The organism is Microbacterium sp. CBA3102 (genome assembly GCF_007954505.1).
Classification (GTDB): Bacteria; Actinomycetota; Actinomycetes; order Actinomycetales; family Microbacteriaceae; genus Microbacterium; species Microbacterium aurugineum.
Genome location: NZ_CP042412.1, coordinates 1621849 through 1646727, shown reverse-complemented (window position 1 = coordinate 1646727; position 24879 = coordinate 1621849). Strand labels below are relative to the sequence as shown.

Annotated in this window: 23 protein-coding genes and 1 tRNA gene; 6 read left to right on the top strand and 18 right to left on the bottom strand. The window is 67.3% G+C overall.

The window, feature by feature from the left end; translation table 11 throughout:
- Positions 1-20 precede the first annotated feature (20 nt).
- Positions 21-602, top strand: a complete 582-nt coding sequence (locus FGL91_RS07805) for a TetR/AcrR family transcriptional regulator (protein WP_153243541.1) — start codon at positions 21-23, stop codon at positions 600-602.
- A gap of 83 nt (positions 603-685) precedes the next feature.
- Here FGL91_RS07805 and FGL91_RS07800 read toward each other — a convergent pair whose 3' ends face one another.
- The 9 genes from FGL91_RS07800 to serS all read right to left on the bottom strand — a co-directional run bounded on the left by FGL91_RS07800 (position 686) and on the right by serS (position 10451).
- Complete coding sequence (locus FGL91_RS07800; RefSeq protein WP_153243540.1) at positions 686-1633, bottom strand: carbohydrate ABC transporter permease; 948 nt, start codon at positions 1631-1633, stop codon at positions 686-688.
- On the bottom strand, positions 1630-2595 hold the full coding sequence (locus FGL91_RS07795; protein WP_194239344.1) for a carbohydrate ABC transporter permease: 966 nt from the start codon (positions 2593-2595) through the stop codon (positions 1630-1632). The genes FGL91_RS07800 and FGL91_RS07795 overlap by 4 nt, the downstream gene beginning before the upstream one ends.
- Before the next feature lie 6 nt (positions 2596-2601).
- Positions 2602-3969 (bottom strand): ABC transporter substrate-binding protein, encoded by a 1368-nt coding sequence (locus tag FGL91_RS07790; protein ID WP_153243539.1) that lies wholly within the window; start codon positions 3967-3969, stop codon positions 2602-2604.
- Positions 3970-4009: 40 nt separating this feature from the next.
- Positions 4010-5656, bottom strand: coding sequence for a glycoside hydrolase family 13 protein (locus FGL91_RS07785; RefSeq protein ID WP_153244698.1), 1647 nt, complete (start codon positions 5654-5656; stop codon positions 4010-4012).
- A 189-nt stretch (positions 5657-5845) separates the two neighbouring features.
- On the bottom strand, positions 5846-6850 hold the full coding sequence (locus tag FGL91_RS07780; RefSeq protein ID WP_131492918.1) for a LacI family DNA-binding transcriptional regulator: 1005 nt from the start codon (positions 6848-6850) through the stop codon (positions 5846-5848).
- A 62-nt stretch (positions 6851-6912) separates the two neighbouring features.
- Positions 6913-8151 (bottom strand): LCP family protein, encoded by a 1239-nt coding sequence (locus FGL91_RS07775; protein ID WP_131492922.1) that lies wholly within the window; start codon positions 8149-8151, stop codon positions 6913-6915.
- A gap of 49 nt (positions 8152-8200) precedes the next feature.
- Positions 8201-8285, bottom strand: a tRNA-Ser gene (locus FGL91_RS07770).
- Positions 8286-8328: 43 nt separating this feature from the next.
- A complete protein-coding gene (locus FGL91_RS07765) occupies positions 8329-9150 on the bottom strand; it encodes an HAD family hydrolase (protein ID WP_153243538.1) in 822 nt (273 codons plus the stop codon).
- Positions 9147-10451, bottom strand: a complete 1305-nt coding sequence (gene serS, locus FGL91_RS07760) for a serine--tRNA ligase (RefSeq protein WP_047521259.1) — start codon at positions 10449-10451, stop codon at positions 9147-9149. The genes FGL91_RS07765 and serS overlap by 4 nt, the downstream gene beginning before the upstream one ends.
- A 91-nt stretch (positions 10452-10542) precedes the next feature.
- Between serS and FGL91_RS07755 the strand changes: the two genes are divergently transcribed.
- Complete coding sequence (locus FGL91_RS07755; RefSeq protein ID WP_153243537.1) at positions 10543-11541, top strand: diacylglycerol/lipid kinase family protein; 999 nt, start codon at positions 10543-10545, stop codon at positions 11539-11541.
- 14 nt (positions 11542-11555) lie between these two features.
- Here FGL91_RS07755 and FGL91_RS07750 read toward each other — a convergent pair whose 3' ends face one another.
- The 3 genes from FGL91_RS07750 to FGL91_RS18910 all read right to left on the bottom strand — a co-directional run bounded on the left by FGL91_RS07750 (position 11556) and on the right by FGL91_RS18910 (position 14051).
- Complete coding sequence (locus FGL91_RS07750; RefSeq protein ID WP_153243536.1) at positions 11556-12284, bottom strand: hypothetical protein; 729 nt, start codon at positions 12282-12284, stop codon at positions 11556-11558.
- A gap of 47 nt (positions 12285-12331) precedes the next feature.
- Positions 12332-13792, bottom strand: coding sequence for a cardiolipin synthase (cls, locus tag FGL91_RS07745; protein ID WP_153243535.1), 1461 nt, complete (start codon positions 13790-13792; stop codon positions 12332-12334).
- An 85-nt stretch (positions 13793-13877) separates the two neighbouring features.
- Positions 13878-14051, bottom strand: a complete 174-nt coding sequence (locus FGL91_RS18910; protein ID WP_165875449.1) for a hypothetical protein — start codon at positions 14049-14051, stop codon at positions 13878-13880.
- A gap of 112 nt (positions 14052-14163) precedes the next feature.
- Between FGL91_RS18910 and FGL91_RS07740 the strand changes: the two genes are divergently transcribed.
- Positions 14164-15291 carry a DUF4192 family protein gene (locus FGL91_RS07740; RefSeq protein WP_153243534.1) on the top strand — a complete coding sequence of 376 codons (1128 nt, stop codon included), beginning with the start codon at positions 14164-14166 and terminating at the stop codon, positions 15289-15291.
- A gap of 17 nt (positions 15292-15308) precedes the next feature.
- Here the strand turns inward: FGL91_RS07740 and lysS are convergent, their stop codons facing one another.
- Complete coding sequence (gene lysS / locus FGL91_RS07735; RefSeq protein ID WP_131492930.1) at positions 15309-16841, bottom strand: lysine--tRNA ligase; 1533 nt, start codon at positions 16839-16841, stop codon at positions 15309-15311.
- Positions 16842-16921: 80 nt separating this feature from the next.
- Between lysS and FGL91_RS07730 the strand changes: the two genes are divergently transcribed.
- Positions 16922-18757, top strand: a complete 1836-nt coding sequence (locus tag FGL91_RS07730; protein WP_153243533.1) for a DUF2207 domain-containing protein — start codon at positions 16922-16924, stop codon at positions 18755-18757.
- Between the two features lie 26 nt (positions 18758-18783).
- Here the strand turns inward: FGL91_RS07730 and FGL91_RS07725 are convergent, their stop codons facing one another.
- The 5 genes from FGL91_RS07725 to FGL91_RS07705 are packed head-to-tail and all read right to left on the bottom strand — an operon-like array spanning position 18784 to position 22100.
- On the bottom strand, positions 18784-19224 hold the full coding sequence (locus tag FGL91_RS07725; RefSeq protein WP_131492934.1) for a DUF805 domain-containing protein: 441 nt from the start codon (positions 19222-19224) through the stop codon (positions 18784-18786).
- 29 nt (positions 19225-19253) lie between these two features.
- The gene (locus FGL91_RS07720; RefSeq protein ID WP_131492935.1) at positions 19254-20444 is read right to left on the bottom strand and encodes an RCC1 domain-containing protein; all 1191 of its coding nucleotides are present in this window, start codon (positions 20442-20444) and stop codon (positions 19254-19256) included.
- Positions 20441-21019: a signal peptidase I gene (locus FGL91_RS07715; RefSeq protein WP_165875450.1), complete on the bottom strand. Its 579-nt coding sequence runs from the start codon at positions 21017-21019 to the stop codon at positions 20441-20443. The genes FGL91_RS07720 and FGL91_RS07715 overlap by 4 nt, the downstream gene beginning before the upstream one ends.
- The gene (locus tag FGL91_RS07710) at positions 21016-21534 is read right to left on the bottom strand and encodes a hypothetical protein (RefSeq protein WP_131492937.1); all 519 of its coding nucleotides are present in this window, start codon (positions 21532-21534) and stop codon (positions 21016-21018) included. The genes FGL91_RS07715 and FGL91_RS07710 overlap by 4 nt, the downstream gene beginning before the upstream one ends.
- 11 nt (positions 21535-21545) lie before the next feature.
- A complete protein-coding gene (locus FGL91_RS07705; RefSeq protein WP_131492938.1) occupies positions 21546-22100 on the bottom strand; it encodes a TasA family protein in 555 nt (184 codons plus the stop codon).
- A gap of 398 nt (positions 22101-22498) precedes the next feature.
- Here FGL91_RS07705 and FGL91_RS07700 point away from each other — a divergent pair, with 398 nt between their 5' ends.
- A complete protein-coding gene (locus FGL91_RS07700) occupies positions 22499-23263 on the top strand; it encodes a DUF1345 domain-containing protein (RefSeq protein WP_131492940.1) in 765 nt (254 codons plus the stop codon).
- 255 nt (positions 23264-23518) lie between these two features.
- On the top strand, positions 23519-24844 hold the full coding sequence (locus tag FGL91_RS07695) for an alpha/beta hydrolase (protein WP_227991971.1): 1326 nt from the start codon (positions 23519-23521) through the stop codon (positions 24842-24844).
- The last annotated feature ends 35 nt before the right edge of the window (positions 24845-24879 follow it).

Below are 24879 nucleotides of genomic sequence, written 5' to 3'. Positions count from 1 at the left end.
TTCAGGATTACGCTCGTGACATGGTTCGACGAGGTTCATACGCGAAGGGCGTCGCGCGACGCGAGGAGATCCTGGAGAGCGCCCTCGACGTGATCGGGCGCAAGGGGTATCAGAACGCCTCGCTCAAGGAGATCGCCGAGGTGGTCGGTGTGACCCCCGCCGCTCTGCTGCACTACTTCGGCTCGAAGGAGGAGCTCTTCACCGAGGTCCTCCGCAAGCGCGACGAGCACGACGGCCTGGATCCCTCCGTCGCCGGGGCCGCCGGAGCCCGCGACGGCTTCCTCGAGGTCATCCGCCACAACACGCAGGTGCCGGGACTCGTCGCCCTCTTCTCCCGGTTGTCCGTGGATGCCGCCGATCCCGAGCATCCGGCCCACGCCTACTTTCTCGAGCGCAGCGAGCGCCTGCGCGGGACGATCGCGGAGAGCTTCGCCACCGAGGAGCAGCGTCCGGCGCTCGACCCCGAGACGCTGGCGCGGATCATCCAGGCCGCGTCGGACGGCCTCCAGCTGCAGTGGATGATCGACCCCTCGGTCGACATGCCCGGCATCATGACCTCGCTGATCGACACTCTCGCCCCCCGCCCCGCTCCCCACCCGTGACGCCGAGACCCCGCCTTCTCGCCGAGACCCCGCCCTGGGGGCGACAACGGCCGGGGGGTCTCGGCGGGAGAGGGGGGTCTCGGCTAGCCCTTGACGGCTCCCCCCAACCCCGCCGAGCGCAGGAACACGGATTGGAACAGCAGGAACATGCCGATCGGGATGAGCGTCGCGATCGCAAGTGCGGCGAGGAACACATCCAGCTCGGTCTGCGACTGCACGGCCGGAAGACGGACCGACAGCGGCTGGACGGCGGGATCGGGCAGCACCAGCATCGGCCAGAGGTAGTCCTTCCAGGCCGCGATGATCGCGAACACGGAGACCACGCCGAGGATGGGCTTCGACATGGGCAGCACGATCGACCAGAACAGGCGGAAGGGGCCGGCACCATCGGTCCGCGCCGCCTCGAACACTTCGCGGGGCAGGCTGTCGAAGAACCGCTTCACCAGCAGGATGTTGAACGCGTTCGCGCCCATAGGCAGCCAGACCGCGAGGTAGTTGTCGAGCAGGCTCACATCCCCGAGGAGCGGTGGGTGGACGATCGTCAAGTACAGCGGCACGAGCAGCACGATGCCCGGGATGAACAGCGTCGCCAGCACCAGCGCGTTCAGGATCGGGGCGTACCACGGCCTCAGCACCGAGAGCGCATAACCGCCGGTGGTCGCGATGAGCAGCTGGACGAACCAGGCGCCGAGCGCGATGATCACCGTGTTGAAGAAGTACTGATCGATGTGTATGTCGTTCCACGCAGTCGACAGGTTCTCCCAATCGGTCCCGTTCGGCCAGAGCGCGAACGGCTGCTGCAGCGTGTCCTGCGTCGGCGTGACGGCCGACTTCGCCAGCCACAGAATCGGCCCGAGTCCGGCGATCACCAGCCCGACGGTGAGGAACACATGCGTGAGCGACATGCCGACGCGGATGCCACGCCGCCGCCGCTCCGAGTCCGAGATGACGGTGCGGTCTCCGACGCGATCGGCGGCCTTCTCCGCTGCCTTCTCCGCCGCACGGGTCGAGAGGCGGGTGGTGGGACTCATGTCGTGCTCCAACGGTCGGTCAGCCTGAAGTACAGCCAGGAGAGCAGGGCGAGGACGATCGCGAGCAGGACCGAGACGGCCGTCGCCTCTCCGTAGTCGCCGCCCAGACTGTTGCGGAAGGCCTTGTCGTAGATGTACAGCAGCACGGTCTTGGTCGCCCCGGCAGGGCCGCCCCCGGTGAACAGGAACGGTTCGAGGAAGACCTGAGCGGTCGCGATGATCTGCAGGATCAGCATGATGAAGAGGATGCCGCGCAGCTGCGGCAGCGTGACGTGCCAGATCTTCTTCCAGATTCCGGCACCGTCCACCTCGGCGGCGTCGTAGAGCTCGGGCGGCACCCCCAGGAGTGCGGCGAGGTAGATGATGATCGAGCCTCCCGCTCCGGCCCAGGTGGCTTCCAGCACGAGGGACGGCATCGCCTGCACGGCATCCTGGATCCACGGTTGCGGGGGGATGCCGACATATCCGAGCACGGTGTTGAACACACCGGAAGGGTCGGCACTGTAGAAGAACTTCCACAGCAGTACGGCGACCACGGGCGGGATCACGACCGGGAGGTAGGCGAGGGCCGAGTAGATGCCTTTGCCGCGGCGCACCTCGCTCATCAGCACGGCCATCAGGAGCGGCAGCGGAAAACCGAAGAGCAGAGCGAGCACAGCGAACCACAGCGTGTTGATCACGGCCCGACCGAGTTCCGGATCACCGATCACCGCGACGTAGTTATCGAACCCGACCCATTCGGAGACGATCAGGTTCGTCTTCTGCAAGCTCATGATCACGGACTGCACGATGGGCGACCACGAGAAGAAGACGAACACGAAGAGCATCGGGAGCACGAACAGGAGGTTCGCGAGCCCGCCGCCTCGGAACCACGTGAGCGGCGAGCGGCGACGGGAGGTGCGCACCGCGGGCGGCGGAGAATCCTCCACCGCCGCCCGCTGCTCGGAGAGCGTCATCGTCATGAAGCGTTACTCGTCGAGCTTCGCCTGCGCATCGGTCTGCGCCTGAGCGAGCAACGCGTCGATGTCGGCGTTCTGATCGGTGAGCACCTTCTGCACGACGGTGTCGAGGAGCGCGTAGACCTCCTGGGTCTTCACCTTCGGCTCACCGACCGGCGTCTGATCCCAGATACGGTCGCTGAACGGCGCCATCTGTTCGACGGGCACGTTGATGTAGTCGGCGATCCACTCCTGCGACTCGTCGTACAGTTCGCGGCTGAGTACAGGCAGGAGCGGGGTGCCGACGGCCTGGCCCGACTCGTTCAGGGTCTTGGCGTCGAGGACGGCGGCGTCCTCATCCATCAACTTCTGCATGTAGTACCAGTCGATCCACGTCACCGCCGCCGCCTTCGTCGCGTCGTCGACCGTGGGGCTGATCACCGCGATGTCACCGCCGCCGAGGGTCCCGGGGTCGTCGCCCTCGATCGGCACGACGGTCATGCCGTAGATCGACGGCTCCATGCCGAAGTCGCGGACGAGAGCGGTGTAGATGTCGGAACCCGACGTGTACATGCCAATGTTGCCGGCCGCGAACTCCTGGTTGATCGTGCCCCAGTCGAGGTCGACCTTGGAACCGAACGAGCCGTCCTCCCACTTCACATCGTGCAGGAACTGCAGCGCGGCCGTGGTGGCGTCGTTGTCGATCGTCGACTCCGCCGTGCCGTCGCTGTTGTCGGTCTGCGTGCGACCCCCGCGCGCCACGGTCTGCGAGGTGAGCTGCCAGCCGCCCGTGTTGTTGATCGCCATCTGCGCGTAGCCGGCTTTGCCCGTCGCGTCGGTGATCGCCTTCGCGGCCGTGCGGATCTCGTCCCACGTCTGAGGCGGGTTGTCGGGATCGAGCCCCGCCGCCTCGAACAGGTCCCGGTTGTAGTGCAGCGCTGCTGCGTAGGCCTGGCGCGGGAAACCATAGATCTTCCCATCGGAGCCGGTGACCCCGTCGAGGATGATCGGATTGAACTTGTCTGTGTAGCCGAGCTCCTCGATCGCGTCGGTCACGTCCATCAGCTGCCCGTTCTCGAGCAGTGTCTTGGAGTCGGTGAAAGGCACGGTGAACACGTCGGGCAGGCTGCCACCGGCGAGTTGCACCGCGAAGGTCGGGCCCTCCCACTCGTACTCGACGCCGATGATGTCGATGTCGGGGTGCTCCTCCTCGAACTGCTTCTCCTGGGCGGCGAACGCCTCATAGGCCGCGGCGTCGGCTCCCGGGGGGAACGTGGCGACGCGCAGCTCGGTCTTGCCATCGGCACCGTCATCGCCGCTCGGCGTGCAGCCGGCGAGTGCGCCGACCGTGGCGAGCACGGCGACGCCGGCGACCAGGGCTTTCGTTGGTGACTTCATTGTCAGTCCTTCCATGTGATGCGGATCGGGTGATGCAGGGCTACTTGTGCGCTCGCGGAGAGCGCCCGGGAACGGCTCGAAGAGCGAGCCAGGCAGTGGAGTCGGGGGGCAGTGCGCCACCGTCGAGGAGCGTGCTGGCGAGCAGCACCTCATGGTGCGCGGGCAGCGGAACCGGCACCGCGCCGAGGTTGGTGATGCTGACCGTGCCGTCGCCGCGACGGAACGCGAGGACATCGGCGCCGAGCTCGAGCCACTCCAGTTCGCTTCCGGCGAAGTCGTCGATGCGTCGGCGCACCGCGATCGCCGCACGGTAGAGGTTCAACGTCGAGCCCGGGTCGGCGTCCTGGGCCTCGACCGAGAGCCCCGCCCAATCGGCAGGTTGCGGGAGCCACGGCGCTCCGCCGAACCCGTAGGGGCTCGACGCGCCCGCCCACGGCAGTGGCACGCGGCAGCCGTCCCGTCCGGGGTCGACACCGCCGGAGCGGAAGTGCATCGGATCCTCGATCACGTCGAGCGGAAGCTCCACCTCGGGGAGGCCGAGCTCGTCCCCTTGGTAGATGTAGAGGCTCCCGGGGAGGGCGGCGACCAGCAGCGCCGCGGCCCGTGCTCGGCGCGCTCCCCGCTCCACGTCGGTCGCGGTGCCGCGCCGCTTGCGCTCGAAGGCGAACGAGGAGTCCGCCTGCCCGTAGCGCGTCACCGGACGGGTCACGTCATGGTTGGAGAGCACCCACGTGGCCGGAGCTCCGACCGGCTCGTGCTCGGCAAGGGTGCGGGTGATGGAGTCGCGCATCGCCCGCGCGCTCCACGGCTGCGTCATGAACCCGAAGTTGAAGGCCGTATGCATCTCCCCCGGACGCAGATAGCGAGCGAATCGCTCTGCATCGTCGAGCCAGACTTCGCCGACGAGCACCCGCTCGCCGTCGTACTCGTCAGCGACGGCACGCCAGTCACGGTAGATGTCGTGCAACTCGTCACGATCGATGTGCGGGTGCCCCGCCGTCGGAGTGCCGCCGGCGGGGAGGTCGGGCAGAGCCGGGTCCTTGACCGGAAGGGCGGCGGAGTCGATGCGGACGCCCGCGACGCCTCGGTCGAACCAGAAACGCAGGACGTCCTCGTGCTCGCGGCGCACGTCGATGTGGTTCCAGTTGAGGTCGGGCTGCTCGGGAGTGAACAGGTGCAGGTACCACTCGCCGGGGGTTCCGTCGGGATTGTGCGTGCGCGTCCACGTCTCGCCCTGGAAGCTGGAGACCCAATTGGTGGGGATGCCGGAGCCGTCGGCGCCCCGACCGGGGTGGAACCAGAAGCGCTCGCGCTCGACACTGCCCGGCCCTGCGGCCAGTGCTTGCTGGAACCAGTCGTGCTGGTTCGAGATGTGGTTCGGCACGATGTCGACGATCGTGCGGATGCCGAGTTCGAGCGCCTCCGCGATGAGCTGCTCGGCCTCTTCGAGGGTGCCGAAACGGGGGTCGATGCGCCGGTAGTCCTGCACGTCATAGCCGCCATCGGCGAGCGGACTCTGGTACCACGGCGTGAACCAGAGCGCATCGACCCCGAGGCTCTTGAGGTATCCGAGGCGGGAGCGCACGCCGGCGAGATCGCCGATGCCGTCGCCGTTGCCGTCCGCGAAGCTGCGCACGTACACCTGATAGATGACGGCCGTGCGCCACCACCCCTCACCCGCGGGCATCGTCAGGGTGCGGGTAGGTGCCGCGCTGCGCAGAACATCAGTGTCCACGGAACTCCTCGTCGTCGGGGGGCGATGAGTTGAATGTAGCTTTTCCGTGCTCTTAACGCAAGAAGTAAACGAGATGTTGGAAATTTGCGATACGCTACGGGCGCACGAAGCCGTTCGTCGCGACGCCGGTGCGCCTCCCGGTCAGGCCAGCGGACCCGTCGAAGACCGCAGGACCAACTCCGGCTCGAACAGCAGCTCGTCGCTCGGCCGCGAGGTTCCGGCGATCTGTGCGAGCAGCAGCGCGATCACGGCGCGCCCCATCGACTCGATCGGTTGCCGCACGGTCGTCAGCGGTGGCTCGGTGCAGCTCATCAGCGCCGAGTCGTCGAAGCCGACGATGCTCACGTCACCGGGAACCGCGAGCCCCGCCCGCCGCGCGGCGCGCACCGCGCCGAGGGCCATCGGATCACTCGCACAGACGATCGCCGTGGCTCCGGCGGCGAAGAGCCGCGCCGCGCCGGCCTGTCCCGATTCGAGCGAGTACATGCCGCGCACCACGAGTTCTTCGGACAGCGGCTCACCGAGCTTCTCCAGCAGACGACGCGCAGACTCGAGCTTGCGCTGCGACGGGACGTGGTCGTCGGGCCCCAGGAGGAGACCGATGCGTCGATGCCCGAGCTGATGCACGTGGAGCACCGCCTGTTCGGCCGCCGCCGCGTCGTCGGTCGAGACTGTCGCGAACTGCAGCTCGGGCACGCGGGCGTTCACGAGAACCGTCGGCAGGTTCACCTGGCGCAGCCGCTCATAGTGCTCGTGCGCGGCATCCGCCTGTGTGTAGTTTCCGCCGAGGAAGATCACTCCCGAGACCTGCTGCGCGAGAAGCAGGTCGACGTAGTCCGACTCCGTCACGCCGCCCGCGTTCTGCGTGCACAACAGAGGCGTGTAGCCGTTCTGAGTGAGCGCGCCACCGACGATCTCGGCGAAGGCGGGGAAGATCGGATTCTGCAACTCGGGGAGCACCAGACCCACCAGACGCGCCCGCTCGCCGCGAAGCTTCGTCGGCCGTTCGTATCCGAGCACGTCGAGCGCGGTCAGAACCGCCTGCCGCGTGGCATCGGAGACCCCCGGCTTGTCGTTGAGCACACGGCTGACCGTGGCTTCGCTCACTCCGACCTTGCGCGCCACCTCGGCGAGTCGCTTCGACATGGGGTCAGCTTACGCAAATCCTTGCAAGACTGCGCAAGCGAATTGCACGGAGCGCAGGCGTCTCAGCGGACGTTGCCGTTGGAGCAGGTCGTCTGCGCGGCCGAGTTGCCCTTGATCGAGTCCGGCAACGCCACCACGGTGTCCGGGGTGGCCGTGGGATCCGGCGTGGCCTCGGTGACGGGCTCGGTCGGCTCCTGCACGATTACGCCGTCGTTGCTGGTGTTCTGGTGCGTGATCTGCAGCTGCGCGTTCGCCTCGATCGCATCCCAGAGGGCTGCGGCGGCCTCCTGGTTCGGGACGACCTTGTTCGGGTCAGCGTAGTCCGCCCCGGTCGGGTACTGCACGAAGACGATGTCTTCGAACGGCACCGACTTCACCGCGAGCGCGATCTGCACGAGCGTCATCGGGTTGTTCGCCAACGAGGTGCTGGCTTCCAGATTGCTGAGCGCGGTGTTGGCGAGCTTGAGCATGACCGGGACGTTACCGAGCACCTCACCACTGATCATCTTGCGGGCGAGGCTCGACATGTACTGCTGCTGGTTGCCGATGCGGCCGAGGTCGCTACCGTCACCGACACCGTGGCGCGTCCGCAGGAACTGGAGGGCCTGCAGGCCTTCGACGGTGTGCGTGCCCGCGGCCATGTCGAGGCCGGTGTAGCGGTCCTTGATCGGATTGGCGAGGCACACGTCGACGCCGCCGATCGCGTTGGTGATCTCGATCACGCCGCCGAAGGTGACGGAGGCCGCGAACTGGATCTCCTGATCCGTCAGCTCCGAGATCGTCTTGACGACGCAGTTGAGACCACCGTCGGTGTACGCCGTGTTGAGCGGCTGCTTGCTCATCGCCGAGCGGACGTTGCCCTCGTCATCGACGCACTCCGGGATCGGGATCATCAGGTCGCGGGGGAAGCTCACGACGGTGATGCGACGCGGCTCCTGAGAGACGTGCACCAGGAGATTCACGTCGTTGAGGGTGCCGCCGGCATCGCTACCGGTGCACCGTTCGCCGAACAGACCCGCGTACTTCTCTTCGCAGGTGTCGACGCCGGTGAGGACGAGGTTGAAACCTTCTTCATACTCACCGATGTCCGGCGGGACCGCCTCCTGACCCTCGAGGTCGACGGCGTTCGCGGCGACCGTGCTCGAGAAGTCGTACGCGATGTAGGCCGCGACACCGAACCCACTGACGAGCACCACTGCCAGACCGATCGCGATGAGCTTCAGCAGCTGGTTGACGGGACCGGGGGTCGCCAGCTGACCGTGTCGCGCGACCGTGCGGCGGCGGCGGGGGTTCTCGCTCACTCGGGGCCTTTCGGATTCAGCGCCGGTGAGGGGCCACCGTGCTCAGCTGCGGAGGGTGTGGGATTCGAACCCACGAGACATCTCTGCCCACTGGTTTTCAAGACCAGCTCCATCGGCCGCTCGGACAACCCTCCTCGACAGACGCATCTGTCGACAAGGCGTGAGTCTAGCCGAGTTCTATTCTCCCGCGCTGACCTGGGCGGGTGCTGGAAGCGTGTCGAGGGCCTGTGCCAGGCCGCCGTCCTGCACGTCTGCCGTCACCTCGCTCGCGGCATCCTTCACTTCCGCGGGGGCCTGACCCATCGCCACGGCCCGTCCGTCGAGAGCACGCGCCCAGCCGAACATACCGATGTCGTTGCGACCATCGCCGGCGACGAGGATGCGCCCTCCGTCGAGTCCCAGTTCGGTGCGCACCAGCTCCAGTGCGGTCCCCTTGTCGACGCCCTGCGGGGCGATGTCCAGCCAGGCCGTCCAACCGATCGCGTACGAGACCTCGTTGAGACCGGCATCCGCGACGAGCCGGTGGAAGTCGTCCTCGTCGTGCCCGGGCGAGACGACCACGATGCGCGACACCGGGAGTCGGCCGAGCTCCTCGAAGTCGACCTGGCGACCGCCGTCGAGCGTCCAGTCGTCGAGCTGCTCGGTGTACAGCCGCTGCCCGGACGCGAGCTCGACCATGTACCGGGCCTCGGGGAGGCGGTCGCGCAGCAGTCCGAGGACGGGGGTCGGGTCGAACGTCTCGACGCTCCAGCGCTCCCAGTCGTCTCCGTCGCGACGCATCGTGACCGCACCGTTGGAGCACACGACATAGTCCGCGGTGAGGCCGAGCTCTTCGACGTAGCGCCGCGTCGCCATCCAGCTGCGCCCGGTGGCGATCGTGACCACATGGCCGGCATCGCGAACCCGCGCGATCGCTTCGGGAACTCCGGGACTCATGGTCTCGTCCTGCAGCAGGATCGTTCCGTCGACGTCGAGGCCGACGAGCCAAGACGCCGTCACCGAGCTGCCCGCCCCTCGTCGAGCGGTCGGATCACGTCGAGGCCGCCGAGGTACGGGCGCAGAACCTCGGGCACCCGCACCGAGCCGTCGGCCTGCTGATGCGTCTCGAGCAGCGCAACGATCCAGCGGGTGGTGGCGAGCGTTCCGTTGAGCGTGGCGACGTGCTGCGTCTTCGCCGCGCCTTCTGACGCGTCGACCGCCGGCCGGTAGCGCACGTCAAGGCGGCGGGCCTGGAACGTGGTGCAGTTCGAGGTCGACGTGAGTTCACGGAACGCGCCTTGAGTGGGCACCCACGCTTCGATGTCGTACTTGCGTGCGGCGCTCGACCCGAGGTCTCCCGCGGCGACGTCGATCACGCGATAAGCAAGACCGAGCGAGGTCAGCATCTCCTCCTGCAGCGCGACGAGGCGAAGGTGCTCGGCCTCGGCGTCTTCCGCGGTCGTGTAGACGAACATCTCGAGCTTGTTGAACTGGTGCACGCGAATGATGCCGCGGGTGTCCTTGCCGTGGGAGCCGGCCTCGCGCCGGTAGCACGTCGACCACCCCGCGTAGCGGAGGGCGCCATCGCCGAGATCGACGATCTCATCCTTGTGGTACCCGGCGAGCGCGACCTCACTGGTGCCGACCAGGTAGAGATCGTCATCCTTGTCGAGGTGATAGACCTCGTCGGCGTGCTCACCGAGGAAGCCGGTCCCCTGCATGATCTCGGGGCGGACGAGGGTCGGCGTGATCAACGGCACGAAGCCGTTCTGCAGTGCCTTGTCGAGCGCGAGGTTCATGAGCGCGATCTCGAGGCGCGCGCCGATGCCACGCAGGAAGTAGAACCGCGCGCCCGAGACCTTCGCGCCGCGCTCCATGTCGATCGCGCCGAGAAGCTCGCCGAGTTCCAGGTGGTCGCGCGGCTCGAAGTCGAAGGCGGGGACGTCTCCGACCCGACGCAGCTCGACGAAGTCAGCCTCGCCGCCGGCCGGCACCCCGTCGATCACGACGTTCTCGATGCGGGCCAGCGCAGCGGATGCCGCCTCGGCCGCGTCGTTCGCCGCGTGCTGGGCCTGCTTGACGCGCTCCGCCAAGTCCTTGGCCTGCGCGACGAGCGCCGCCTTCTCTTCCTTCGGGGCTTTCGCGACCTGCTTGCCGAAAGCGTTCTGCTCCGCGCGCAACTCCTCGAAGGCGGACAGCGCAGCCCTCCGCGATCGATCGGCCTCGAGTGCGACGTCGACGGTGCTCTGGTCGTTTCCACGAGCAGCCTGCGAACGGCGGACGGTCTCCGGTTCTTCGCGGAGGAGTGCGAGGTCGATCATCTTCCAAGTCTACGGTGCGGCAGACACCGCCCTTCGGCTGGACGGATGTGCGCAGTCCGCGAGACGCGGCATCGCGGATTAGAGTAGCGCCATGACCACGCCCGCCACCGTTCGACGACAGGCGGCGCTCGTCTACAACCCGATCAAGGTCGACGGGAAGCATCTCCGTGAAGCCGTGAGGGACCTGTCCCGCGAAGCGGGGTGGGAACACCCGGCCTTCTACCCGACGACGGTGGAGGATGCCGGGCAGCAGGCCACTGCACAGGCTCTCGAACGCGGCGTCGACGTCGTCCTGGTGGCGGGCGGCGACGGCACGGTCCGCGCCGTGTCCGAAGCGATCGCGAACACCGGAGTCCCGTTGGCGATCCTGCCCAGCGGCACCGGGAATCTCCTCGCCCGTAACCTCGGACTTCCGCTCGCCGACCCGACGGAGATGATCCGAGCCGCTCTCGGCGACTTCCGGCACGCGATCGACATCGGCTGGGCGCGCCTGACCAGAGCCGACGGTGAGGAGCAGGAACACGCCTTCGTGGTTCTCGCCGGCATGGGTCTGGATGCGGACATGATCGCGAACACCCGCTCGAACCTGAAGAAATCGGTCGGATGGATCGCATACGTCGACGGCGCCGCGCGGTCACTGCCCCGCGCGAAGCCCTTCCGTGCGGTCTACCAGGTCGATGACGGCCGCCTGCATTCGCATCGCGCGTACAGCCTGCTCTTCGCGAACTGCGGGACCCTTCCCGCCGGCATCGCTCTGATCCCCGACGGGTCGATCGCCGACGCATCCCTCGACATCGCCGTCATCAAACCCACCGGGGTCCTCGGATGGTTCGCCGTCTGGCGCAAGATCTGGTGGGACAACTCGGTGCTGCGGCGCTTCCGTGCCGGGCGTCGCGTGCTCGAACGTCGCGGCAAGAACGCCTCGGTGCACTACTTCCACGGGGCAGCCGCCGAAGCAGCTGTGCCCGGACCGATCCCGATCGAACTCGACGGGGATGAATTCGGTGAAGCCGTGCGGATCACCTGCTGGGCCGACCCGGGAGCGCTCCTGCTGGCGCTTCCCCCCGGCCACCCGGTGCACATGCTCTGAGAGCGACCGCGACGCTACCGGACCTCGACCGTTCCGTCGAGACCGCCGCCGACGAGCGTCAGTGTGAAGGTGCCGTCGTCCTCGACGGTGTCGTCACCGAACGCGAGCATGGTCGCCCGCGGCCCCATGTCCATCGTGCAGACCTGATCGTCATCGGTGACGAAGGTGGCGGTGCCGGAGGTACCGGAGCCCTCGAGGGACTCCACGACCGGGACGCAGCTCGAGGATCCCCAGGTGAGCAGCACGAGAGCACCGTCGTCGAACCAGCCGGCGGTCGGCAGGTACTCGGTCGAGCTTCCAGGCGTTCCTGCGGCAGCGGGGTCGCCGTCGAGGTCGATGTCGTCGGTGAGATCGCCGTAGGTGACGTTCAGGGTGATGTCCTTCGTCGGGTCCACTCCTTCGGGCAGGGCGCCGAGGCTCGCCCGCGGAGCGAGATCGGCCGTGCACGGCTTCTCCGCCTCCGCGGCCGGATCCGCCAGGGTCACGGTCACGGTCTGACCGTCGCCCGCGACCTGGTCCACCTGCGGCACGCAGGTCGACGATCCCCACGTGACGACCGCGAACATGCGGCCGTCATCGAGCAGGGCGCCCTCCATGTCGTTCTGATCGTCGACGTCTCCGGCGCTCGGAGCCGGTGAACTCGTCGGGGTGTCCGCACCCGGCCCGGCGGTGCACCCTGCGACGAGGAACGCGGCGGCGACGAGGCCGACGACGGAGGCGAGGGGACGCAGCGCGGAGGTCATGCACACAGAGTATCCCGCGCCACGATCACCCGGAAGGCACTCGCGTGCTACTGCAGGGCGGAGGTGAGACGCGCCAGGTTGTCGAGCACGGTGGAGCGCAGCGGCTGCTGCATCCACTCCTCGAGGGTCAGCTCGCGACTGAGCGAGCGGTACTTGTCCTCGACTTCGCGCATCTCGGCGACGAACTCCTCGCCCCGCACCAGCATCGAGACTTCGAGGTTCAGACCGAAGGAGCGCATGTCCATGTTGCTGGACCCGATGACCGCGACCCCGTCGTCGATCGTGAGCGTCTTGGTGTGCAGGATGTACGGCTTGCGATACATCCAGATCCGCACGCCGGCCTTGAGCAGCACCTCGTAGTAGCTGCGTTGGGCGTGGTAGACCATCGCCTGATCGCCCTCCTCCGACACGAAGAGCTCCACGTGGACGCCTCGGTCGACGGCTGCGGTCACCGCCAGCAGGAGCGCTTCGTCGGGGACGAAGTAGGGGCTGACGATCATGATCTTCTTCTTGGCCGCGTACAGCAGCCCGAGGAAGAGCCGGAGGTTGTTCTCGACCTCGAACCCCGGTCCCGACGGCACGACCTGGCAGTCGAGGTCGCCCGAGCCCATGTTCGCATGGGCGATGTCGATCCCCTCGAGGACCGTGTCGGTCTCGCTGTACCAGTCGGCCACGAAGATCGCGTTGACACTCAGCACCACGGGACCGTCCAGACGGACCATGAGGTCGACCCAGTGCAGACCGCGCTTGATGTTCTTCGGCAGGTTGTACGTCGAGTCCGTGATGTTCTGCGAGCCCAGGAACGCGATGTTGCCGTCGACGACCAGGAGCTTGCGGTGATTGCGCAGGTCAGGACGCTGCATCTTGCCCTTGAACGGCTGCACGGGGAGCATAAGATGCCAGTCGGCGCCCATGGCGTCGAGACGGGCGATGGTCTGCTTGTACCGGGGCTTGCCGCGGTTGGCCCAGTGATCGAGGAGGACTCTCACCTCGACGCCACGCGCCGAGACCTCTTCGAGCGCTCGGAAGAAGTTGTCCGTCGACGCATCCGCTTGCAGGATGTAGAACTCGACGTGCACGTACTCCTGAGCGGTGCGGATGGCCTCGGCCATCTCGTCGAGGGACTCCTGGTAGTCCGAGATCAGGTGGGCGCCGTTGTCACCCGAGAGCGGCAGCGCGCCGAGCTTCTGATTCATCTGGACGATGGGCCCCAACCACTCGGGGGCGTTCGGACGCAGAGTCCCGAAGTGCAGGTGCTCACTCGTCTGGGCGATGTATTCGTTGATCTGGTCCTGCTTGCGCCGCCGGGCACGCGGGAGCCGTGGGTTTCCGATCAGCAGGAAGAGGAACACGCCGACGAACGGGATGAAGAAGACCGCGAGGAGCCAGGCCATCGCGGCCGTCGGTCGGCGATTGCGCGGGATGACGATGATCGCCGTCACGCGGATGACGATGTCGAGGGCCACGAGGAAGGCGGCTATCCACCAGCCCCAGGTCTCCGCGGTCATCGTGTCCCCTCACACCGTGGTGACGATCACCTCGGACTCACACCGGAGCCGGTGTGCTGGCTTCACAGTAGCGGATGGGTCGGACTCAGACGCGCGGCGGGAGGCCGCGCGCCGCGCGCTCTTCGGCCTCGATCTGCGCGTGGACCTTGCGCTCTTTGCGATCGAAGCGAAGGATGCCGCGGAGCACGAAGACGAACACGATGCTCACTCCGACGGTCGGCAGGAGAGACCATGCCGCGGCGAGCCAGAAGTTGTCCATCACCCCATGGTACGCGAGCCACTCTTCGTGCACATTCCCCCTCTTTCAGGATCCGCGTCCACAGCCCGCCCCTTCCGCCCTGCGTGACCACGCGTTCCGCGACACTCTCGGCATGACAACAGTTCTTCGTGCCACCGATTCCGCCGCGTTCCTCGCCCTGGTCCCCCCTCTCGCCGGGTTCACACCTCGTCGGAGCATCGTCCTGCTCCCTTTCTGCGGCGCCCGCACCGAGGGAGCCATGCGGCTGGACCTCCCCGACGACGAGACCGATCTCGAGCACTACGCTCATGCGGCAGTGGGCCTGGCGTCCCGCGTCACCGGCACCGATGCCGTGGCACTCGTGGTCTACACCGACGAGGAGTCCCAGGCCACCCGCGACGGGCTCGTGCTGCCGTACGCCGTTGCCGTCGACGAGGTGCTGGGGTCCGCGGAGGATGCTGGTCTCCGAGTGGTCGACGCGCTCTGTGTGACACCGTCGGGATGGTCGAGCTATCTCGACCCGGCGCCGCGTCTCCACCCCCTCGCGGAGGTCCTCCCGCCCGCGGAGGTGCCATCGGTGGGCGATGTCTCCGGGGATCAGTGGGCCGGAGCGGAGCTTCCCGAGGTCGACCTCGCAGAGAAGGAAAGGGTCGGGCGAGCGATGCAGGAGCTGACGGCACTGCTCGATCAGGAGGAGACGGGACGCAGTGCGCGTGTGACCGGACGCGAGAACCCCCAGCTGATCGCTGCGCTCGTGCTGTTGGAAGACATCCCGGCGCTCTTCGAGTCCGTGCTCGCGACTCCCGATACGCTCCCGCCGTTCGCGACCGCGACGTTGCTGTGGTGTCTCGAGCGCCCGCTTCTGCGAGATGTGGCGATCGCCCAGTGGGCCACCGATCTCCTCGGCGGCAAGCGCGCCTACAGCGCACAGATGGCCTTCGCGACCAGCGGCGAGATGGTCCCGGACGAACTGGGGCGGTTGTTCCTGGGGCAGGGGCCCGGCCCGGACCCGGCACGGCTTCGCGTCGCCCTCTCGGCCGTCCGCGCGGCGGCCGCACGGGCACCGCGGGCTTCACGACCGGCACCGCTGACGGCGGCGGCGTGGTTGTCCTGGGCCCTCGGCCGCGCCACGCATGCGGGTCACTACCTCGATCTGGTGCGCGAGATCGATCCCGGCTACCCTCTCGCAGCGTTGCTGGAGACCATGATCGGCAGCGCCCTGTTGCCGGAATGGGCGTTCCGTCGGGGCCCGGCACGATGAACGCCGGGCCCCGCGGACTACTTCACCAGCGGGAAGAGGATGGTCTCGCGGATCCCCAGGCCGGTGATCGCCATCAGCAGACGGTCGATCCCCATGCCCATCCCCCCGGATGGCGGCATGCCGTGCTCGAGTGCTCGCAGGAACTCCTCGTCGACAGGCATCGCCTCGACGTCACCCCGTGCGGCGAGCTTCGCCTGCTCCACGAAGCGCTCGCGCTGGATCACGGGGTCGACGAGCTCGGAGTATCCGGTCGCCAGCTCGAACCCACGGATGTACAGGTCCCACTTCTCCACGACGCCGTCGATCGAGCGGTGTTCACGCACGAGGGGCGAGGTGTCGACGGGGAAGTCCATCACGAACGTCGGGCGCACCAGGTCGCCCTTCACGAAGTGCTCCCACAGCTCTTCGACGAGCTTGCCGTGGGTGGCCTGAGGCGGAAGGTCGACACCGGTCTGCTCGGCGAAGGCGATGAGGTCTTCGACGGAGTCCTGCGGGGTGACCGTGCGGCCCGATGCTGCGGAGAGCGACTCGTACATCGAGATGCGGTCCCACTCGCCGCCGAGGTCGTACTCGGTGCCATCGGCCCAGGTCACGGTCGTCGATCCCGCGACCGCGATCGCCGCCTTCTGCACGAGTTCCTGCGTCAACGCGGCCATCTGGTTGTAGTCGCCATAGGCCTGATAGGCCTCGAGCATCGCGAACTCGGGGCTGTGCGTGGAATCCGCACCCTCATTCCGGAAGTTGCGGTTGATCTCGTAGACACGCTCGATGCCCCCGACGACCGCGCGCTTCAGATACAGCTCCGGCGCGATGCGCAGGTACAGCTCCGTGTCGAAGGCGTTCGAGTGGGTGATGAACGGGCGTGCGGATGCCCCTCCGTGCTGCACCTGCAGCATCGGGGTCTCGACCTCGAGGTAGTCGTGGCTGGTGAAGGTGGCACGCAGGCTCGCGTTCACGGCCGCACGCGCACGGACCGTGGTGCGTGCCTGCTCACGGACGATGAGATCGAGGTAGCGGCTGCGCACGCGCCCTTCCTCGCTGAGCTCGGAGTAGGCGTTGGGGAGAGGCAGGACTGCCTTCGACGCGATCTCCCACCCATCGGCCATGATCGACAGCTCTCCGCGACGGCTGGAGATCACTTCTCCGTGCACGAAGACGTGATCGCCGAGGTCGACGTACTCCTTCCAGTCCGCCAGCGACTCCTCGCCGACGTTCGCGAGCGAGATCATCGCCTGGATGCGTGCGCCGTCACCGGCCTGCAGCGTCGCGAAGCAGAGCTTGCCGGTGTTCCGGCTGAACACCACACGACCTGCGACCCCGACCACGACGCCGGTCTCATCGCCGGCTTCGAGGTCACCGTACTCGGCGCGCAGCGCGGGGATGGTGTGCGTGATCGGCACGCCCACCGGGAAAGCTCCCCCACCGGCATCCGTCCGCTTCTCGATCAGACGCTCGCGCTTGGCGAGTCGCACGGCCTTCTGTTCGTGGACGTCTTCCTCGGCGGGGAGGTCGTTCGAGGCCGGTTCGGGCGCGGCGGACGCGTCAGTCATGTGCGGGGCTCCTTGAAAGTCGTTCCCAGTTTACCGAGGCGGCGTCTCTTCCCTCGGCACAGGCTGGGTAGCCTCGAAGAATGGCTCACACACGGATCCTCCGCGCGTTCGCTGCCCTCTCCCTCGCTCTTGCCGGGATCGCCGCGCCGGTCACCGCGGAAGCGGCACCTGTCTCCGCGGCGGACGTGGACGACTTCTCGTATGCCTCCTGGGATGCCGACTACGAGGTCGGACTCGATCAGGAGGGCCGCGCGCTGATGCGGGTGACCGAGACGCTGGTCGCCCGCTTCCCCGAGACCGATCAGAATCGCGGAATCGTCCGGGGACTGCCGACCTCATACCAGGGCGCCAGCACCGAGACGCGGATCATCGCGGTCACGGATGAAGACGGTACTGCCGTCCCCTACGAGACCGACGAGGAAGACGGACTCACCTTCGTGAGCATCGGCACCGACGACTACGTGCAGGGCCTCACCACGTACGTGATCGAGTACGAGATGCGCGACGTGGTGCTGGCGACGAGTCCGACCGATGGGTCGTCGACGCCGTCGGTGGACGAGTTCTATTGGGACCTGCTCCCCCTCGACAGCACACAGCCCATTGAACGCTTCCGTGCCGACATCACGTTCGACAGCGAGATGTCGGCGGCGCTCACCGGCTCCGCCCGCTGCTACACCGGTGCTTCGGGCTCGAGGGACGAGTGCGACCTTCAGGGCCCGACCACCGACGGCGGGGCCGCGACGTTCCGGGTCGAGTCCGCCCAGCTCCCCGCCGGTCACGGAGTGACCGTGGCAATCGGCTTCGACGCGGACACCGTCGCACAGCCCCTCGCGCGGACGCCGGATCCGGTAGGCGACATCGCCCCGCTGATCGCCGCCGTCGGTGCGGTCGGCGTCTCCGTCGGCAGCTGGGTGGCCGTCGCAGGGTTCACGCGCCGACGCCGGAGAGCGACCGGGATCGTCATCGCCCAGTACGACGTGCCGGATTCGCTTCCGCCACTGCTCGCCGGCGCCATCATCCCCGGCGCGAAAGACGTGATCCCCGCCGAGATCGTCCACCTCGCCGTGCGCGGCAGCCTGCGCATCGAAGAGGGCGCGCAGGCGGAGGAACCCCGGTTGCGGCGTTTGCGGGCGACGACCGGGTCCGACGAGCTGGACGAGGCCGCGCTCGAGGCGCTCTTCGCCGACGCCGACCCCGACGGTGTCGTCGACGTTCCTGCCGCAGACGAGGCGTTCGCCGCGCGGATGTCCACCCTGGAGCAGAGCGGGAAGGTTGCCGCGGCATCGCGTGGCCTGACCGAGAAGGCCCGCAGTCGCGCGGCCGTCATCCTGCAGTGGTGCGCGATCGGCATCGCAGCGATCGGCCTGGCCCTCGGCATCTGGGCCGCCACGACCGGCCGCCTCTCCGCCATCCCCGGTGTGGTCGTGATCTCCTTCGTCGCGTTCCTCGTTCTGCTGTCGAGCCTGTACGCGTTCTCGAAGCACACCGTTCTCACCGCAGAGGGCGCTCGCACCTACGAGTACCTGCAAGGCGTGCAGGAGTTCATCCGGGTCGCCGAGGCGGATCGCCTGCGCATGCTCCAGTCCTACAGCGGCGCCGAACGTCGATCGGACGGCACCGCCGACGTCATCCACCTGTACGAACGGCTCCTCCCTTACGCGATCCTGTTCGGCATGGAGAACGAATGGGGCGATGTCCTCGAGCATGCCTATGCGCATGAGCATCGCGGAGCGACCTGGATGGGCGACCCCGCGTCCTTCGCCGTCCGGATGCAGCTCGCGGCGTTCATGGCATCGTCGCGCTCCGCCGCGACCTACACGGCACCCTCGACGAGCGCCTCGTCGAGCGCCGGCGGATCGTTCGGCGGCGGGTTCTCCGGGGGCGGAGGCGGCGGCGGGTTCTCCGGCGGGCGCTGACCCCGGGCCCCGGGAGAGACCTCGGCTCAGCGCCTGTCGTACCGCGCGCCCGCGGGATTGGACGGCTGTATCGTCAGCACCAACAGCACGATGTCCCCGACGGACGGAATGAGCCGCAGCAGGACGAACCACCCCGAGAGGTTCGTGTCGTGCAGGCGTCGCACGGCCAGCGCGATTTGCGGCACGAGCGTGGCCAGGGCCCAGACCGCCAGGAGCGTGACCCCGACGTTGAAAGCGGGTCCCAGGGAGAAGACCGCATTTCCGGTGTCGAGTTCGCCGCCCGCGACGCCGATGGCAAAAGTCGAGCCCGCCAGAACCAGATAGACGACGGTTGTGGCGAGTTGCCACCACCAATACTCCGAGCGACTCGCACGACCGGAGAACGTGGCGTACTTGCGAAAGAACCTCGTGATCGCTTGCCCCAAGGAAGCACCGTAGAGCGGATCAGCCACGCTCGCCGTACTCATGAGTCGCCCCTCTCATCGCCCGCCGAAGATCATTGCGGCCAGCGGAGGATCGTGATCGCGCTGCCGAAGGTGTTCCGCGGGATGGTGTCGCCCGTTCCCAGCTGTCCGAACGCGTTGCTCCCCGCCGAGCTGAACGTGCCGTCCTGCCCGAGATACAGAGCATGATCTGCGCCGGCCCCGGTCTGGAGTGCGACCGACCCCGGGGCGAGCGTCACCGGCGTCGGTGAGGGCACAGACCCGCCGGTGGTCCCCAGCCCCAACTGTCCTTGACTGTTGTCTCCCCACGCGAACAGGGCCCCGTCTGCGCGCCACGCGTAGAACGACGAGGAGCCTGCAGCGGGGAAAGAGGCGTCCGCTCCGACGATGCCGGTCGCACCGACGACGACCGACGCCGCCGCAGACGTCGCGGAGAAGAGGGACCCATCCTGACCCCAGGCGAGGACGACGTCGGTGCCCGCCGCGACACCCCCGACCGTGGAGGTGATCCCCGTGAGCGTCACACCCGCAGCAGTCCCGAACCCGCTGCCCCACGCCACCGTGACTGCACCACCGTCGACCGAGGCGATTCCTTGGAAGCGTCCCGCGGCAGCGCCGACGACGACCTGCGTATCCAAGCCCTGTGCCGTCACGCGCGCCGGCGGACTCTGCCCCGTCGCAGGGCGACCGAGACGACCGCTTCCTCCGGTACCCCACGAGTACAGTGCTCCGCTCTGCGTCCACGCCAGGTAGTAATAGCCGCCGCTGGAGACGCCGACGACCGGGTCGCCGAGCGAGTCGAAGAACGCGTTTCGTGAAGGAGTAGGGCTCGTCCCGCTGATAGCCCCGTTCCCCCAGGTGTAGACGCCGCCGTCCGCGGCGAGAGCGATGACGGTATCCAACCCGCCGTCCGCCTTGACGACCTCCACCCCCGGCGGCAACATCACCTTTTCAGGAACAAGACGTGAGCCGCCGACACTCCCGTTTCCCAGTTGGCCTCCGGAGTTCCCGCCCCAGGTGAAGATCTCACCGGCAGCTGTCCACCCCATCGAGTAGTTCTCTCCGGCATCGATACCGACGAAGCTCAGCGGAACGGAATCCACAGCCGCCACGCTCGACTGCACGCGGCCCGCGTCCCCGAACTGAGCGACGGACCCTTGGCTGGCTCCCAACACGGATCCCGCCACCGCGACCACGACGGCGGCGGTGAAGGCGGCGAGGCGGCTGCGTCGTCGGGTCGTCATGCTTCTCGTCCTTGCTCGGTCTTCGGGCTCTCGGCCTTCGTATGCTCTGTCTTCTTGCGCGAATGGGGACGTGTCGGTATCGCTGCCAGCACGACCAGAGCGACGACTGCGCCGAGGAACCAGGGCGACTTCATCACGGCAAGGGCCCCGCCGGCGTGGGGAATCGCGAACGCCACCGTCTGCGTCTCGGCGCCGAGGGCATATGGCGCCGCGTCAGCCGCGGGGTTCGCATCGCCCTTCAGCGTCGCGAGAGTGAGCCCGTCATGAACAGTCAGTTCGACGATGCGGTGGGTCACCAGTTTCCCGTCCCCCGCACGGGGGACACTGATCACGTCACCGATCTGGAGCGCGTCGGTGTCTTGAGGAATCGTGAGCGCCGCGGAGCCCTCCGGGATCGCAGGAGCCATCGAGCCGGAGGAGAAGATGAGGACTCGCGCTCCGATGATGGCGGCGAAGAGCGCGATCACCACCGCTGCGGCCCCGATGATCGCAGCGGTGTTCAAGAACACCCGCCACCCCTTCCCTGACGACGAGGTAGACGTCGAGGCAGGCGTCGATGCGGTGGTGTCGATCATGATCCCCGCCGTTCCCGCCGTCGTCGCATCCCGAAGCGGAGCGCTGCGCCCACCGCCAGGCATGCCAACGCGAGAAGCAACGTCCCGCCGACCGCCACCCCCGTCGGAGGCAGAGCGTCCGGTGGGTTGTCCGGTGGACTCGAGAGAACGCAGACGTCTGCTTCGGTCGCGGTGACGATGTAGTTCGCGACCCCGGACTGACCCTGATACTCGTTTCCGGCGGTGATGGGCAGCTCGGCGACCATCGTCACCGTGACCGTCGCCTGCGCCGGGATCGCCTCCGGGTTGTCCGAGCACCGACCTTCCTCCGACAACGAGAAGCTGACGTCGAGCGGAGTGTCGCCCCCGAACAGATCACCGGACTGCATCAGCTCCGAGGACAGCTCGACAGGCACGTCGTTGCTGTTGGTGAGCGTGAGCGTCCGCACCTGTGGGTCGCCGGGCTTGATGTTCTCGACCGTGACGACGGGCGGAACCCAGACGAGCTCTGAGGGGACCCCGACCATGTCACTCATGACGGACAGCGCTATGCCTGCGTCGCTTCGAACGGGAACACCACCGTGACACCCTGTCCAGCGGCGCCGACCGGAGCGGCCGAATCGAAGGAGACGACGATGTTCAGAGTGGTCCCGTTGGCCGCTCCGCCCGAGGAGATGTCAAGCCCGGTGAACGACGCCGAGGCCAAAGTGCCGTTGAACAGCTCGGTGGACGTGCCGGTATCGGTGATGACGACCGTCAGGTAGTCCTCCAGAGCCGTCGCCGGCGTGCCCTCCGAGTTCGTCAGAATCGGGGCGCCGAGGCTGAGCAGCGCATCGATCGTGCCGGAGTTGTAGACGAGCAGGTCGAGGTCGACGGAGTCGCCCGGCGCGAGGTTGTCGAACCCTGCGCTGAAGTCGACGAGGTAGTTGTCCGGGTTGCCGTCCTGATCGTCGTCGAACTTGAGGTCCAGTGTCCCCGAGGTGAACGTGGTCTCCACGTTGCCTGTGTCGGTGAACGCCGCGAGGGTCGCGCCCACGGCTGCCACGGCGATTATCCCGATTGCTGCCAGCACTTTCGCGCGGGTACTGATCTTCACGTCCATCTTGATCCTCCGATGCACCTAAGACCCGCGTCAGCGAGTCGTAATCTGATCTCCCCGCGGTGCCCGGAAGATATCACCATTCAAGACAGAGGGGGTCGTTTTCACATGATCGACCACAAATCGTGATCATTCCTGTTCGTCGTCGAGCGCGGTCGCCCAGCCGCCGATGCCACGCTACGGTTCGGATTCGACGCTTGAGTGGCGAATAGTCGCGATTCAGTAGTCGCGCCGGCGGGATCAGTGCCGAGCGTCCCACGGGGTCCCCTGGATGGACACGCAGATCCGCACCGCGACGCACCCAATTTCCGGTCCGCCGCCTCTCACCACCCGGGGATCCGCCGTTCCGCATCGATGACGACTGCTGGAATGAGATCTTTCGTCCCGGCTGGAAGGTCTTCATGTACAAGCGCGAGTTCGCGAACGACGAACGCCACGCAGATCTGCGTGATCGCTCGCGACGGTTGCGGAGGACCGCTCGCCCGTCGAGAGATCGGACGACTCGGCAGGCGAGAGGGTGGTGGGGCGCGATCGGCTATGGAGCGGCGCTCGTCGGCCAGGTGGCGATGATCGTCCTGGGCGTCATCGTGAACTTCGGCGTCGAGAACGGCGTCGCGCAGCTCGACTGGCTCGGCGCATGGGCTCTGGTCGGGACCCTCTATGCCTCTTTGGCACTCCTCGGGCTCGGCCTCTCCGCCCGGCTCCCGGCGGACGCTCGGCCGCATCGCTTCATCGCCAGCAGACTTTCGCGGATCGTGGCGACGTCCACGACGATCCTGGCGAGCATGACCGGCCTCACCGCCGCCCTCCGTGTCCTCGCTCTCAGCCCGGACTGGCTCGTCGGGCTGAGGACGACCATCATCGGCGTGTGGGTGATGGTTCTCGCGTGGGGTTTCCTGCACTGGGGCTTCGCACAGATCTACTTCCAGCGCAGTCTCACGGCCGACGAGCCGCAGTTCGACTTCCCCAGAACCCCACTTCCTCGCATGGTGGACTTCGTGTATTTCTCCTTCACGGTCGGAAGCAGCTTCGCCGCGTCCGATGTCACCGTGCTCTCCAGCCGCACACGGTGGACCGTGGTCTGGCACTCCGTGTCCAGCTTCTTCTTCAACGGCCTGATCATCGTGCTCGCGCTCAACACGATCATGTCCAACGGCTTCCGATAGTCGAGGTCACCGCACGGAGAGGGACGCAACTCACGCACGGGTCGAGGAGTCTGAATACCTCAATCGACGCAACCGACACGGAGAAGCCACACCTGAGCGCGCACGCGAGTCCAGGTCGACGTAGCTTCATGGATCGCACCTGTTGCGCGCCCCCGTTCCCGAGGTGGGTGTTCCGCGCAACACCTCGGGGTGCGCCTTCCCGGGGAACGAACCCCACGCGCTCCCGCGCGTTTCACCATGCAAAGAAAGAACCCCATGCACACCAGTCCTTCACGCCCTCTTTCCCGAGGAGCGCGCTTCGGCCGAACCACAGCCGCCATCATCCTCTCCATTCTGGCCATCGTGGTCGGCGTTGCACTCGCCGTCGTCTTCGCCGTTCTCGGGCTGCACATCAGCCTGGTCGCGGGTCTGATCGCGGGTGCCGTGGCCCTCTTCGGGGCTACCTGGCTGCTGACGGCTCTCGCCCACAAGACGTGGCCGCCCTCGGACACACGACCGCGCCCCGCGCTGGGCCGACGCAAGTCTCCCTATCTGGTCGCAGGCGCCACTCTGGTCGTCGCCTCTGTGACCGCCGGCACCACCGTGCTCGCCCCGGTCGAGGGTACGGAGACGCCCATCGCCGCGCCGGAGCCCAGCTTCTGGGACCTCGAGACCGGGTCCCGCATCGCGTACTGGGAATATGAGGCAGAAGGCGACGAGACGTCGCCGACGCCGATCATCTACGTCCACGGCGGTCCCGGCGGGTTCACCGACGAACAGGACTTCAGCTTCATCCCCCAGCTGGCCGAGACCGGGCACGATGTCTATCTCTACGATCAGCCGGGCGCAGGTCTCTCACCCGACCTCGAACTCGACGAATACACCGAGGAGCGCTGGCTCGCTGACCTCGACGCCATCCGCGAGGAGACGGGGTCGGAGAAAGCAATCCTGATCGGCCAGTCGGCCGGTGGGTACATCGTGGAGGCCTACGCAGCGAACTACCCGGACCACGTCGAGAAGGCGATCCTCACGGCTCCCGGCGGCTACCTCGCATCTGACGAGCTCACGGCAGCGGAGGCCGCCGAAGGGGCAAAGCTCGAGCGTCTCGACCCGGATTTCCACAATCGCAGTGGCGATGTCGCGAAGATGCAGGAAGCGCTGACCCCTCGGATCCTCGTGGCAGTCGCCTTGCAGGGGTTCGGCATGACAAGCGCTTCGGCCAACCTCGTGTCGCAGGACGAGCTCAAGCGGTGGTCGGCGACAGCACTGGATTCGGGCTTCGGACTCAACTTCATGTCGAACATGGAGCTCAACTCCGAGTTCACGGAGCACATGCCGGACACGATCCAGCGTCTCGAAGAGCTGGACATCCCGACGATGATGCTCAAGCCGCAGTTCGACTACGTGAGCTGGACGGCACAGTACGCCTACGTCGAAGCGAACCGTGACATGCAGGTCGTCTACATCGAAGGGGCGGAGCACCGGGCATGGGCCCTGCAGCCGGAGGCGTCGTTCGATGCCATCGCCACCTTCATCGACGGCGGCGTGCAAGAGGTGTACACCGGCTCGGAGTCCCCCGCCATCACGCTCGGCGCCGACTGACGGATCGCCCCCTCGGCCACCGCGATCTTCCGGGA